The organism is Aeromicrobium phoceense (assembly GCF_013868155.1).
GTDB lineage: Bacteria > Actinomycetota > Actinomycetes > Propionibacteriales > Nocardioidaceae > Aeromicrobium > Aeromicrobium phoceense.
The window spans coordinates 78,504-91,913 of record NZ_JACEOG010000001.1; the positions used below are offsets into that span (position 1 = coordinate 78,504).

Here is a 13,410-nt window from a genome sequence, read left to right on the forward strand (position 1 = left end):
GGTAGTCGAGTCGACGCCCCCGGGCGTCCCATTCGACACTTGCGACACAGATCAGGAGACGTCGAGCGGACGCGCCTCGTCGACCAGCATGACCGGGACGTCGCGGCGAACCGGGTACGCGAGGGCGCATCCGTTGCACACGAGCTCGTCGGCCTGCGCGTCCACGAACAGGCCGGAGCGGCACTGCGGGCACACCAGGATCTCGACGAGGGCTGGATCGAGGTTCACGGGACCACCGTAGCCGAGTCGTCGCGCACCAGCCGCAGCACGGGCGAGGCCTCGTCGGGGGTGTGCTCGGGGGCCGGGCGGCCGGCCTCGCGGACGGCCTCGGCGAGTGCGACCAGATCGTCGTGCGTGGGCTCGGGCTCGGTGAACTCCGGAGCCAGCCGCACGACGCTCCACCCCTGCGGCGCGGAGAGACGCTCGGCGTGTCGCGAGCACAGGTCGTACGCATGGGGCTCGGCATAGGTCGCCAGCGGACCGAGCACGGCCACCGAGTCGGCGTACACGTACGTCAAGGTGGCCACCGCGGAGTTCGGGCAGCCTGCGCGCGAGCATCGACGTTGCAGTCCCACGAGGGCGAGGTTAACCCGCCGGCCCAGCCGCCCGCAGTAGGCTCACCGGATGGCCAGCGAACCCGGACCCGCACCCGAGGTCCACGGCCCCCGCCCCGGCCGGGCGCGCGACCGTCGCGGCCGCGGTCCGCGGGGCGTGATGTCGCTGCCCGGCCCGCTCTCGCCGCGCGGGGCGCCGGCCCACCGCAACCCCCGCGAGGCCTTCGACGACCTCGTCGCCGAGGTGCTCACCCGGCTCGACCACCACTTCGCGCGCGAGCCCGACCACGTCGAGGTCGTCGTCGAGGAGGCTCCGCTGCTGCCGCCCGGCTGGGACGAGCCGGTGCCGCGCAGCATCGTGAACACGGCCCCCGGCGGCTTCCGCATCGTGATCTACCGGCTGCCCGTGGTCGGCCGATCCCGCACCGCCGCCGATCTCGAGGAGATGGTCTGGACCGTCCTGCTGACGCGGCTCGGCGAGGTCTGGCACCACGACCCCGAGGACCTCGACCCGCGCCTCTGAGCGGCGCTCAGCGCACCGAGACGCCCGGGGCGACCACCGAGACGGGCGCCGGGCGCACCGGCGTGGCGGCCACGCGGTCGCCGTCGGCCTGCCACGCCCCGGCCATCACCTGCTGCCCCTTCTTGGGCGTCAGCACGAGGTAGGCCGGTCGGCCCTCGGGCGCCGGGACGAGCGCCGAGGCGCCGGCCTGGAGCACCACCTGGCTCGTGCCGAGTGACTCCATCGAGGCCGAGAACGCCTCCACCTCGACCTCGGCCGCCTCCTTGCTCGTCAGCACGGTGCGCACTGCGGTGCCTCCGAGCCGGACGGGCACGATCGCGGGCCCGGCGAGCGAGGGAGCCGGCGCGATCCGCGCGACGTCGCCGTCGGTCTCGACCGTCGCCGAGGCCACCACCGGGAGGTCGGACGAGATCGCCAGCGAGGCGCGGTCGAGGTCGACCGAACCGGGGATCGCCACCACCCGCGTCGACTCGGGCTCGACCGCCACGTCCTCCAGCCCCTGGGCCGCGAAGGATCCCTCCGGGCCGCGCACCGCGACCGCGACGTGGGCCGTGGAGGTGCCGGGATTGACCAGGGCGAGGCGCGTGCCGTCGCCCTCGGGCAGACCGGCCAGCACCTGCTCGGTGGCGGGACCGGGTGCCGGCGTGAGGAGGTCGGCACCGCCCGGACCCGCGTCGAGGGCCATGGCCGTGAGCGAACCGCGCCGGCGGGACACGTGCGCCGCAACGGCTCCCTCGCCCGCGGCGACCTGGTCGACCTCGATCTCCCGTCGCTCCCCCGCCTCGACGACGAGACCCGAGGTGTCGAGCGACTGGATCGGGCCGTTCGTGCCCCACCACGTCAGGTCGGCGACGGCACGGTTCTCGCCGAGGTTGACCAGCGTGATCGTCGCGCCGGACCGTCCTCGGTCGCCGAGTCCGGTGAACCAGGCCTCGTCGACCACCGGCGGGCACGAGCCGAGCACGGCGTCGCCCCGCGTGGTTCCGGCGACGTAGCCGACCGAGCCGGAGCCCTCGCCGGATTGCTCGAGCACGAGGGCGTCACCGCCCGGCTCGGCCGTGCGCCAACGGTCGGCCTGCGCCCACACGGGGTCGGCGGCCGCCTCCTTCGGGATGGGCCGGGCCACGGCCTCGGTGCCGGGCGCGACCTGGCCGGCGGCCACGGTCCAGCCCGATTGCACGGGGCAGGCCCAGACGGTCTGGCGCACCTCCACGGTCTGGCTGCCCCCGGCGACGACGGGCGGCTCCGGCTCGGGCACGAACCAGACCGCTCCGACGAGCAGGAGCGCGATCACGGGAAGGATGTAGCGCACGGGGAATCGCGTGGTCATGCGTCGTCCTCCTCGTCGGGCGAGGCCACGGTGCGGCGCACCGGCAGGGCACCCACGAACGCGCCGAGCCACGCCAGGACCCACAGCCCCGCGAGCCACGGGCGGGCGGGACCTGCCTCGGGTGCGGGCTCAGCCTCCACGTCGGAGGTCACCGACCACACCCGCGAGTCGGGCGAGTCGCTGCCCTTCGGGGCCAGTCCGGGGGCAGCGTCGATGCGGCGCGCGAGGTCCAGGTCCACGTCCGGGGCGTAGATGCTGTCGACCCCGAGCCGGGCCAGCTCGTCGACGTCGTCGCGCGTGGGCGTCGTGACGAGCGAGACGACCGTGTCGTGCAGCCGCTCCTCGCGCTCCGCGGTGGTGCGCAGTGCCTCCGCGCCGAGGTAGGGGCCGGGGCCGACGACCGCGTCGGCGACGATGCCGGACTCGGAGTCGCCGGTGAGGACGACCGTGGTGCCGGGACGGGCCGCCAGGAAGGCCGGCACCACCCGGGCGTCGCCGGACTCGAGCGGGTCGTCGATCCCCCGGACGACGAGCCAGCTGCCGGCCAGGATCGGGAACGCGGCGAGCAGGGCGATCGCGGGGCGCCGCCAGCGGCGGTGGCGTCGGGTGCGCAGGACGGGCCACGCGAAGAGCACGGCGGTGAGCAGGCCGCCCAGCCACAGCCCGGCACCCAGCCCGGCCCAGGCCCGCACCGCGGGTGCGCCGGGGAAGGGCACGTAGGTCGAGACGGACGCGAGCAGTCCGGCGGCCAGGCCGACGACCGCGACGATCCAGGCGCCGGTGACCGAACGACGGGTGGCCTCGGGCACGAGCGCGGCGACGGCCAGCACCAGCAGCGGCACCGCGATCCACCACGGCGCGGCCCCGGGTCCGCCGCCCGTCCCGGTGACGACGTCCCACGCGGAGGCGGGCGCGTCGACGGGGTTGCCGGCCTCCCACCAGATGCGCCCCGAGAGGACGCGGTCGAGGAGCCACGGTCCGAGCAGCGCGGTGCCCACGACGGCGCTGAGCGCGAGGTACCGCGCGGCGGGACGCACCAGCAGGGCGCTGACCACGAGCGCCACGATCCCGAGCGCCCACGCGACGGGCGCGAACGCGGCGACGAGTGCGATCCACAGCCCGACGAGCACCGCTCGGGTCCACGTCGGCTCGAGCACGAGCCGCAGCAGGACGTTGGCGAACAGCGGAGCCACCACGAGCACGATCACCGTGCCGAGACGGCCGCCGGAGACCGCGCCGGTGACGGCGACGACGAGGCCGTAGGAGACGGCCCACGTCATGCGCACCCCGCGGTCGTCGCTGACGAGACGGCCGAAGCGGTGGGCCGTCAGGGCCGCGAACGGCACCGCCAGGACGGTGAGGATCCACGGGATCGCTCCGGGAGCGAACCACGCGAGCAGACCGACCGCGGCGAGCGGGACCACGTAGGCGGGCGCGACGTCGGCGCTGCCGAGGCCGACCGCGTGCGAGCGCTCGAACAGCAGGCCCCACCACGCCGTGACCGAGTCAGGGGAGGCGGGGAGGACCGGGCTGAACAGCTGGCCGGCGGCGACGGACCGAGCGGCGACGAGCGAGCCGACGAGGAGCACGATGACCCAGGTCAGCCACGGACGGCGGCGCCACCACGGCGGCTGGTCGACGACGACCGGATCCTCCTCGTCGTCCTCCGGGACGCCGATCGTGCGCAGCCCGAGCGACTCGACGGACTCGGGCCGCACGACCGCCTGCATCGTGGAGGCGGCGAGGTCGAGGCCGTGCTGGTAGGGCATCCAGAAGGGTGCGAACAGGTCGCCGAGCTCGCGGTTGGAGCGCCGGACCAGCGGCTTGCGGCGGCGGCGGGCGGCGATCATGGGACCCGGGTTCGCGAACACCGTGACCATCGCCATGATCTCGCCGCGCGCCGACCGCAGGTCCTTGCCGACGACGAAGCCGAGGAACCGCAGCAGTGAGCCGAGGAACAGGCGGATGCTCATGGGGAGGAACCGCAGCGCGTCGCTGTTGGCCAGCATCGTGTGCAGCGCGGCGGCGCGGCGCTCGCCCGCGTGCTCGCGGACGCCCTTGCGCCGGACGCGCCGCTTGTTGCTGCTGGCCTCGGCGTGGAACACGATCGCTCGCGGCGCGGTGCGTACGCGGTAGCCGGCGCGGTTCGCGCGCCAGCCGAAGTCGATGTCGTCGAAGAACAGCGGGAGCCGGGGGTCGGTGCCGCCGAGGCTCTCCCAGACGTCGCGGCGCACGAGCATGCCGGCCGAGCCCACCGCGAGGACGTCGCGCGGGCGGTCGTGCTGACCCGCGTCGGGCTCGCCGGACTCGAGCATGGTCTCGCGCTGGCCGGTGCCGGTGACGGTGAGACCCACCTCGAGCAGGCGCTTCAGCGAGGGCCACTCCCGCACCTTGGGGCCGACGACGCCGATGTCGGGATCGGCGGTGGCCTCGTCGAGGAGTCCGGAGAGGGCGTCGGGATCGCAGATCTGGTCGTCATGCAGCAACCAGATCCAGTCGTAGGCCTCGGTCTCGGCCTCGAGCGCGGCGGCGACCTGCCCGCCGAAGCCGAGCCGCGGCGGTGCCTGGACGATCCGGCTCGCGCCGGCGTGGCCGGTCAGGAGATCGCGGGTGGCGGGGTCACTGTCGTCATGGACCAGCACGAGGTGGTCGGGACGGTGGTGGAGCCGGTCGAGCGAGGCCAAGGTCTGGGGCAGCCACCGCGAGCCGCGGTGGGCGACGAGGACGGCGACGACGGTCGGGGGGCGCGAACGCCACGCCGCGACCGGCTCGTCCAGGGGCTCGTCGTCGTGCATGATCGCCACCCTAGGCGGTTGCCTCGAACCACCAGGTGTCGAAGGAGCGCTCTCGATCAGGCGCGCTTCTTGAGCTTGCGACGCTCTCGCTCGGACAGTCCACCCCAGATGCCGAAGCGCTCGTCGTGGGCCAGTGCGTACTCCAGGCACTCACCCTTGACGTCGCAGCTCAGGCACACACGCTTGGCCTCCCGCGTGGAGCCGCCCTTCTCGGGGAAGAACGACTCGGGGTCGGTCTGAGCGCACAGCGCGCGCTCCTGCCACATGAGCTCGGGGTCGTCGCCCTCGATCCAACCGACTAATGACATGTCTGTAATTACAGACGTCTGCCTGCCAAACGTCAAGCCGAATAGCAAATGTCAGGCATTCCTCGGCGTGTCGCGACTCCAGGGACCGCGCTAGCGTCGAGGCGTGACCACGACTCTCGCCACCGTACTTCGCCCCACCCCCACCCCCGTGGTGACGTACTACGACGTCGGCACGGGCGAGCGCGTGGAGCTCAGCGGGGTGACGCTGGCCAACTGGGTCGCCAAGGTCGCCAACTTCCTCGTCGACGAGCTCGACGCCGGACGCGGCACCCGGATCCGGATCGGCCTGCCGAGTCACTGGCTGCGCTACGTGTGGATCCTGGGCGCCTGGCGGGTCGGCGCGGTCGTGACCGACGAGGCCGCCGACATCGGCCTGGCCGGACCCGACCTCGAGGCCGCCGAGCCCGTGCGGCTCGCCGCCTCCCTGCGTCCCCTCGGGGGCCGGTTCCCCACCGAGCCGGACGGCTTCCTCGACGTCGCGGTCCACGTCCCGTCGAGCCCCGACGTCTTCATCGACCTCGACCCACCGGCGCCGGACGACCTCGCGCTCGACCTCGGCGCGCGCACGGCGACGCACGCCGGGCTGCTCGCCGGTCCGGCTCTCGCCGACCGGATCGTGCGCGAGCCGCAGCCGGTCGCCGACGACGCCGCCGACCTCGCGGCGGCGCTCGCGGGAGGCGGCTCGCTGGTGATGGTCGCCGGCGGCGGACCCGACGACCTCGCGCGCATCGCGGCGCAGGAGCACGCGCGGCTCGGCGAGGAGGGACGGTGACCCGGACGGCGATGGTCGGTGCCCTAGACTCGACGGGGCATCCGGGCCGCCCGCCGATGCCCGCGACTCATCACGACAGGAACCACGCATGACCCCAACGGTCGACGACCCGCAGGCCCACGGCCTGACCCGGGTGGGCGGCCGACCCCCGCTGTCGGAATATCTGCGGGGCGTCGCGCAACGCAAGGACTTCATCGTCTCCCTGGCGAAGTTCCGCATCGAGGCCGAGAACCAGCGCCAGCGCCTGGGCATGCTGTGGATCGTCCTCAAGCCGATCCTCAACGCCGCGGTCTTCGGCATCGTCTTCGGCATCCTGATGGCCAGCACGAAGTCCGTCCCGGACTTCGTGGCGTTCCTGATCATCGGCGTGTTCATGTTCGAGTTCTTCTCCGCCTGCATGGGCAGCGGATCGAAGTCGATCACGTCGAACCAGGCGCTCGTGCAGAGCCTCGCGTTCCCCCGGATGGCACTGCCGATCTCGGTGGTCGTGCAGAAGTTCCTCCAGCTGGTGCCCACGATCGGGCTGCTGATGATCTTCCTGGTCGTCATGGGTCACCTGCCCACGTGGAACTGGCTGCTGATGCTTCCGCTGACGGCCCTGTACTTCTTGTTCTGCCTCGGCGTCGCCCTCATCACCGCGCGGCTCACCGTGCACCTGCCGGACCTGTCGAACCTGCTCCCGTTCATCACGCGGTTCTTCTTCTACACGACCGGCATCTTCTTCAGCTTCGACATCCGCTTCGAGGGCAACCCCTGGCTGCTGGACGTCGTCCAGTACCAGCCGCTCTACGCCTTCCTGAGCCTCTCGCGTGAGCTGCTGCTGGACTCGGACCCGCTGTACGACGTGCGGATGCAGTTCTGGCCCATCATCGCCGTCTGGTCGATCGGCCTGCTCGTGATCGGCACGGTCTTCTTCTGGGCCGCGGAGGAGCGCTATGGTCGCGTCGACTGAGTCCCACGAGACCTCCGGCACCGACGAGGAGCGTCGCCCCGTCGTCGTCGTGCAGGACCTGCACGTCGAGTACCGCGTCTTCGCCACCGGCAAGCGCGCCACCGATGCCGACCGCGGCGGGCTGCTGCGCCGCGCCAAGCGGACCCGCACCGTGCACGCCCTCAAGGGCATCTCGTTCACCGCGTACGAGAACGACAGCATCGGCGTGATCGGCTCCAACGGCTCGGGCAAGTCCACCCTGATGCGCGCCATCACCGGACTCACCCCCGCCACGCGCGGCGCCATCTACGCCAGCTCGCGCCCGAGCATGCTCGGCGTGGGCGCGGCCCTCATCAAGCCCCTGTCCGGGCAGCGCAACGTCATCCTGGGCGGCCTGGCCCTGGGCTTCTCCAAGGCCGAGATCGAGGAGCGCTACGAGGAGATCGTCGACTTCGCCGGCATCCGCCCGTTCATCGACCTGCCCATGCGCACGTACTCCTCGGGCATGACCGCCCGCCTGAAGTTCGCGATCGCCACGATCCGCAACCACGAGATCCTCATCGTCGACGAGGCGCTGGCCGTGGGCGACCGGAAATTCCGCAAGCGCAGCGAGCAGCGCATCCGCGAGATCCGCGACAACGCGGGCACGGTGTTCCTGGTGAGCCACTCGATGCAGTCGATCCGCGACACGTGCAACCGCGTGATCTGGATCGAGAAGGGCGAGCTGATGATGGACGGCGACCCCGACGAGGTCATCGCCGCCTACGAAGAGACGCGCTGACCCCAGCCCCCGCGCACTCACCGCGAGTGCGTCAGCAGGACGCGGCGAGGTCCTCGGTGTTGTTGGCCTCGGTCGGCGACTTCGTGGTCGGCTCGGTGGTCGGAGCCTCCGTCGTCGCCTCGGTGGTCGGCGTGGCCGTCGTCGGCGACGACTGCTGGGCCTGCTTCTTCTGCTGGCGCTCGCTCTTGGCCACCAGCTTCGCCACGTCGGCGCGGATCTGCTCGAAGTTCGGCGTGACCGTGGAGTACTCCGGCGGCACCACCGAGAGGGTGGCGATCTGGCGGTCCTTGGCCTTGAGGGCCAGGTCGCCGAACGCCCCCAGCTCCGAGGCGGGGATGTCGGTGCTGAGCATCTGGGCCGAGCTCGTGGCGATCTTGCCCGCGTTGAGCACGACCTGCTCGGGACTCAGCTGCTCGAGCATCGCCTGCATGAGGCACTTCTGGCGGCCCATGCGTGTGTAGTCGTCGGACTGCACGCGGCTGCGCCCGTACCAGAGCGCCTCCTTGCCGTTGAGCTTCTGCTTGCCGGGCTGGATGTACACCTGCTTCCAGGCGTCGTCCTTGCCGAACATCGCGATGGGCTCCTTGATGTCCATCGTCACGCCGCCGGTGGCGTCCACGAGGCTGGAGAAGCCCTTCATGTTCACGAGCACGTAGTAGTTGACCTTGAGCCCGGTGACGCCCTCGACGGCCTCGAGCGTGGCGTCCAGGCCCGGGTCCTTGCTCTTGGGGTAGAGGTCGGGACGGCCGGATGCGGCCGTGTGCACGGCGTTCAGCAGGCACTCGGAACCGCAGTTGTAGCCGTAGGGGTAGACCGCCCGCATCGGGGAGTCCTCGGGGAACGGCACGTTCTGAAGGTTGCGCGGCAGCGACACCATCACGGGCACGCCGGTCTCGGCGTCGATGCTGACGAGGTTGATCGAGTCGGGGCGCAGGCCGGTGCGGTCGTCGCCGGAGTCGGCGCCGAGCAGCAGGATGTTGTAGCGGCCCTGGAGGGGCGACTTCACCTCGGTCTCGTGGAAGACCTGCTCGACGACGTCCTTCGACGCGGTCACGGTGTTCCACCCCAGGTAGGTGGTCGAGGTGACCAGCGCGACGATCGTGACGTTGATGACCGAGATCACCCCGAGGCGCCACCAGCCGAGGCTGCGGACGAGCGCGAGGCGCCACGCGTCGACGAACAGGAACATCCACCCGATCGCCAGGACGAGGCCGGCGACGCGGGCCACCTGCAGCACCGACGGATCGGTGAGCCAGTCGATGACCTGCGCGCGGTCGGGGCGGAACCGGAACCACATCACGAGCCCGGCGGTGATCGCGGCGACCCACAGGATCATCACGACCGCGCCCAGGCGGCGGGCGCCGGCGAGGAACTGGGCGATGCCCGGCCACACCACGGTGCCCAGGATCAGCAGCAGCGCACGGCGCAGCCCACCCCGCTGCGCGACCCGGGTGGGTCGTGTTCCCAGAGCGCTCACGCCGTTCCCTCTCCTGCCGACCGGTCGCCTGCGTGCGACCGACGCCCCATTAAACCCTCCGGTTCCCAATGCCGGGACATCGTGGGGTGGGGTCAGCAGCTCGCGTCGAGATCGGCGCTGCGGTTCGCCTTGCGCGGGTCCTTCTTCGTCGCCTCGCCGCCGACCTCGATCGGGGGCAGCTTCGCCGTGACGAGGGCCGACTTCTGGACCTCCTCGCGGGCCTCGGAGCTGCCCACGGCGTCCGAGACGAGGCGGCGGACCTTGTCGTAGTCGGGGTTGCCCGTGTAGATCACCGGCGGGACCAGCGAGACCGACGAGATCGGCTGGGACTTCGTCTTGAGCGCGAGATCCATGAAGACGCTGAGGTCCTGGCGCGGGATGCTCGTGTGCAGCATCGCCGAGCTGGAGGTGGCGATGTCCTGCATGTTCGTGATGACCTTCTGCGGGTTGAGCTGGCGCACCATCGCGTTCATGACGCACTTCTGGCGGCCCATCCGCGACCAGTCGTCGTTCTCCACGCGGGAGCGGGCGTACCAGAGGGCCTTGTCGCCCGACAGCTTCTGCTCCCCCGCCTCGATGTATCCGCGGATCGGCGAGCCGATGCCGCCGATGGCGGTGCGCTCGCGCACGTTGATCTCCACGCCGCCGACCGCGTCGATGAGCTTGGAGAAGCCCTTCATGTTCACCAGCGCGTAGTAGTTGAGCTTCAGGCCCGTGATCGTCTCGACGGCGTCCATCGTGGCGTCGATGCCCGGCTCCTTCGAGTCGAACAGGTCGGCGTGGTCGTTGGCCCACGTGTTCACGGCGTTGAGGTAGCAGCCGTCGCAGTCGAACCCGTTCGGGAACTCCTGGCGCATCGGCGAGCCCTTCGGGAAGGGGACGTTCTCCAGGTTGCGCGGCAGACCGATGAGCACGGCCTTGCCCGTCTCGGCGTCGATGCTGGCGACGTTGATCGAGTCGGGGCGCATCCCGGAGCGGTCCTTGCCCGAGTCGGTGCCCATGAGCAGCACGTTGTAGCGGCCGTCGTGCGGCTTGGAGACGGTGTTGGAGGCGAAGACGGTGTCGGTGAAGCCGTTCATCACCGACACGGTGTGCGACGCGAAGAACAGCACGGCGGCCGTGCCGACGACGAGCGCGGCGTGGAACGCCGTGGAGATCGCCAGGTGCTGGCGCGCGAGCTCGCGGGGGCGACCCAGTCGCCACGCGTCGACGATCAGCGCGACCCAGCCGATCGCGAGTGCCACGAGCAGCCAGCGACCCAGGCTCAGCAGCGCGGCGTTGGTGGCCAGCGAGAAGACGAACTGGCGGTCCATCATCGCGAGCGCGAGGCCGATCACGAGGACGGCCAGCACCGCGAGCCAGATCCGGATCGCGATCCGGCCGACGCGCTTGTTGCCCTGGACGAGCTGGGCAGAGCCGGGCATCACCAGGGTCATCGCGGCGAGGGTCAGGGCGCGCCGGAATCGGATCCTGGCGGTGGCGCTCGCCGGGTCGGCATAGGTGCCGCCCAGGGCGCTCGTGCGGTCGTGGTGCATCGGTGTCCTCACGGTGGGGAAGAGTCCGTAGGTTTCCTCAGTATCAAGCGCGCCCGGGCGATCCCCGGGAGGACGCGCCGATGCCCGGCCGAGGGAATCGCCACGTGGCGCCACGCGGTACCTTCACCCCATGCCCCCCTCAGGTCCCAAGGATCCGGACGGATACGACTGGCTGTACCAGGACGAGTCCGGTCGACCCGCGTCGCGCCCGTCGGCCTCGGGCTCCGCGGTGCCTCCGCCGAACCTGCCCCCGCCCGGGTCCGGCAAGCGCGGGGCCAAGCCCCCGAAGGAGCCCAAGCCTCGCGGCCGCCTGCGCCTGCTGTGGCTGATCCTGGTGGCCTGGATCGCCTTCCTGGTGATCGTCCCGCTGGTCGCGTGGTCGAAGGTCACCAAGGTCGACGCCACCCCCGACGGCGAGCGCCCGCAGGACGAGGCCACCACGTGGCTGCTGGCCGGCACCGACAAGCGCCCCAAGGACAAGTCCCGTGGTCGCACCGACACGATCCTGCTGCTGACCTACGGCGGTGGCGGACCGTCCGTGCTGACCTCGATCCCCCGCGACTCGATCGTGGACATCCCCGGGCACGGCCGCACGAAGATCAACGCGGCCTATGCGTTCGGCGGCCCGCCGCTGCTCGTCGAGACCATCGAGAGCGAGACCGGCCTGCGGGTCGACGGGTACACCGAGATCGGCTTCACGGGCCTCGAGGACGTCGTCGACGCCCTGGGCGGCATCGAGGTCTGCCCGAAGGACGACATCAAGGACAAGGACGCGAAGCTCGACATCGAGAAGGGCTGCCAGGAGGTCGACGGCAAGACCGCCCTGGCGTACTCCCGCTCCCGCAAGGCGTTCGCGAGCGGCGACATCGCCCGTGGCCAGAACCAGCGCGAGGTGATCGGCGCGATCGGCGACGCGGCCCTGTCCCCCGCCACCGTGCTGAACCCCTGGACGTTCACCCGGGTGGCCACCACCACGGCCGAGTCGATCGCCGTGGGCGACGACGTGTCGATGTTCTCGTTCGCCCGCTTCGCGTGGAAGCTCGGCAAGGCCATGGGCGGCGACGGGCGCAGCTGCACCGTGCCCATCGCGGACATGTCGGTGCAGTGGGACCGCGAGCGAGCCGTGGAGTACTTCGGTCACCTCAAGAACGGCACCACCGACGAGCTGGGCGACCTGTGCACCAAGGACGGCCTGCGGAGTTGAGGCTCAGCCCGCGAACGCCGTCTCGGTGAACGCGGCGACGTGCTTGGCCGAGCGGTCGATCACGTCGGTGTGCTCGGCTCCGCGGTACCTGCGGTAGGTCAGGTCGAGCCCGCGTGCGCGGTAGGCCTTGGCCAGGGAGTCGGTCAGGACCTGCGGCACGACGCTGTCGGCCGTGCCCTGGATCACCAGGATCGGCCCACGGATCTCGGGGAAGCTGGGGTCGTTCGCGTCGAGCTGGCCCCGGATGAGATCGGCATCGGCGTTCCTGGCAGCGAACCTCGTCATGGGCGCGACGCCGAAGCGGTCCGCGGCGAGCAGGTCGACGAGGCAGTCCTTGCTCACGCGGGGGTAGAGGGCGACGCCCTTGTCGTTCAGCAGCTTGCCGACCGGGATCTGGCCGGGGTAGGCCACCTCGAGCCCGCGCAGGATCATCGCGACGAGCGCGGCCGGCACGGCGACCTCACCGGACAGGCCCACCTCCGCGGCCAGCGACATGTGCGACGGCGGCGCGAAGGCCAGCGTGCCCACCACGTCGAGCTCGCGGGCGTAGTGCGGCGCCATCGAGCTGGCCCACAGGGCAGCATGGCCTCCCTGCGAGTGGCCGGCCGTCATGACGCGCTCGCTGACGTCGGAATCCAGCTGACGGGCGGCGCGCACGATGTCGAGCACGGCGCGGCCTTGGGAGGCGCCGATCAGGTACGGGTGGTCGCCGGGGGTGCCGAGACCCTCGTAGTCGGTGGCCACGACCACGTGGCCGGTGTCGATCCAGCGCTGGAGCCGGGTGGTCGAGGTGCCGATTGCGGCGGGGTCGGCGATGGAGGAGTCGGCGCGCGTGGGGGCGCACTGGTCGGCGATGCCCGTGGTGCCGTGGGCCCACGTGACGACGGGCCTGCCACCCTTCGGGGCGGGTCCCTCGGGGATCGCGACGAAGCCCGAGGTGGCCACGGTGTCGCCCTCCACCCCCTGCTGCGCGTAGAGGACCAGCTGGACGTCGGCCTGCTCCAGTCCCATCGCGCCCTCGAGCTCGCGCGACCAGATGAGGTCGCCGTGCGTGTACGAGGAGAGGTCGGTGGGCGGGGTGTAGAACGCCGCGTCGGCCGGCGCCGCGAGCGGCTCCTCCTCGCTCGTGCACGCCGCGGCCGACAGGAGCAGGGCGGCACCGGCGAGGACCGAGCCGAATCGACGAATCACGCCGTCATC

The 13,410-nt window shown here is 71.6% G+C and carries 13 protein-coding genes; 5 read left to right on the plus strand and 8 right to left on the minus strand.

The window, feature by feature from the left end; genetic code table 11:
- Positions 1-51 precede the first annotated feature (51 nt).
- Positions 52-228, minus strand: a complete 177-nt coding sequence (locus tag H1W00_RS00380) for a Trm112 family protein (protein WP_181752621.1) — start codon at positions 226-228, stop codon at positions 52-54.
- Positions 225-575 (minus strand): DUF3499 family protein, encoded by a 351-nt coding sequence (locus tag H1W00_RS00385; protein WP_181752623.1) that lies wholly within the window; start codon positions 573-575, stop codon positions 225-227. The genes H1W00_RS00380 and H1W00_RS00385 overlap by 4 nt, the downstream gene beginning before the upstream one ends.
- 49 nt (positions 576-624) lie before the next feature.
- On the opposite strand from H1W00_RS00385, the gene H1W00_RS00390 reads away from it, so the two are divergent.
- On the plus strand, positions 625-1,077 hold the full coding sequence (locus H1W00_RS00390; RefSeq protein WP_181752625.1) for a metallopeptidase family protein: 453 nt from the start codon (positions 625-627) through the stop codon (positions 1,075-1,077).
- A 7-nt stretch (positions 1,078-1,084) separates the two neighbouring features.
- On the opposite strand, the gene H1W00_RS00395 is transcribed toward H1W00_RS00390, so the two are convergent.
- Genes H1W00_RS00395 through H1W00_RS00405 form a run of 3 tightly spaced genes read right to left on the minus strand, consistent with a single transcriptional unit; the run spans position 1,085 to position 5,510 of the window.
- Complete coding sequence (locus tag H1W00_RS00395; RefSeq protein ID WP_181752627.1) at positions 1,085-2,407, minus strand: DUF5719 family protein; 1,323 nt, start codon at positions 2,405-2,407, stop codon at positions 1,085-1,087.
- Positions 2,404-5,202 carry a glycosyltransferase family 2 protein gene (locus H1W00_RS00400; RefSeq protein ID WP_181752629.1) on the minus strand — a complete coding sequence of 933 codons (2,799 nt, stop codon included), beginning with the start codon at positions 5,200-5,202 and terminating at the stop codon, positions 2,404-2,406. Before H1W00_RS00400 ends, H1W00_RS00395 begins: the two co-directional genes overlap by 4 nt.
- Before the next feature lie 56 nt (positions 5,203-5,258).
- A complete protein-coding gene (locus tag H1W00_RS00405; protein ID WP_146828372.1) occupies positions 5,259-5,510 on the minus strand; it encodes a WhiB family transcriptional regulator in 252 nt (83 codons plus the stop codon).
- Between the two features lie 103 nt (positions 5,511-5,613).
- On the opposite strand from H1W00_RS00405, the gene H1W00_RS00410 reads away from it, so the two are divergent.
- The 3 genes from H1W00_RS00410 to H1W00_RS00420 all read left to right on the plus strand — a co-directional run bounded on the left by H1W00_RS00410 (position 5,614) and on the right by H1W00_RS00420 (position 7,994).
- Positions 5,614-6,282 (plus strand): TIGR03089 family protein, encoded by a 669-nt coding sequence (locus H1W00_RS00410; RefSeq protein ID WP_181752631.1) that lies wholly within the window; start codon positions 5,614-5,616, stop codon positions 6,280-6,282.
- 88 nt (positions 6,283-6,370) lie between these two features.
- Entirely contained in the window at positions 6,371-7,234 is an 864-nt protein-coding gene (locus tag H1W00_RS00415; protein WP_181752633.1) for an ABC transporter permease, read from the plus strand.
- Positions 7,218-7,994 (plus strand): ABC transporter ATP-binding protein, encoded by a 777-nt coding sequence (locus tag H1W00_RS00420; protein WP_181752635.1) that lies wholly within the window; start codon positions 7,218-7,220, stop codon positions 7,992-7,994. Before H1W00_RS00415 ends, H1W00_RS00420 begins: the two co-directional genes overlap by 17 nt.
- A 31-nt stretch (positions 7,995-8,025) precedes the next feature.
- On the opposite strand, the gene H1W00_RS00425 is transcribed toward H1W00_RS00420, so the two are convergent.
- Positions 8,026-9,471, minus strand: coding sequence for an LCP family glycopolymer transferase (locus H1W00_RS00425; RefSeq protein WP_181752637.1), 1,446 nt, complete (start codon positions 9,469-9,471; stop codon positions 8,026-8,028).
- A gap of 92 nt (positions 9,472-9,563) precedes the next feature.
- Positions 9,564-11,006: an LCP family protein gene (locus H1W00_RS00430; protein WP_181752639.1), complete on the minus strand. Its 1,443-nt coding sequence runs from the start codon at positions 11,004-11,006 to the stop codon at positions 9,564-9,566.
- A gap of 130 nt (positions 11,007-11,136) precedes the next feature.
- Between H1W00_RS00430 and H1W00_RS00435 the strand changes: the two genes are divergently transcribed.
- A complete protein-coding gene (locus tag H1W00_RS00435; RefSeq protein ID WP_181752641.1) occupies positions 11,137-12,210 on the plus strand; it encodes an LCP family protein in 1,074 nt (357 codons plus the stop codon).
- Positions 12,211-12,213: 3 nt separating this feature from the next.
- Here H1W00_RS00435 and H1W00_RS00440 read toward each other — a convergent pair whose 3' ends face one another.
- Positions 12,214-13,401 carry a lipase family protein gene (locus H1W00_RS00440; protein WP_181752643.1) on the minus strand — a complete coding sequence of 396 codons (1,188 nt, stop codon included), beginning with the start codon at positions 13,399-13,401 and terminating at the stop codon, positions 12,214-12,216.
- Positions 13,402-13,410: the final 9 nt, after the last annotated feature.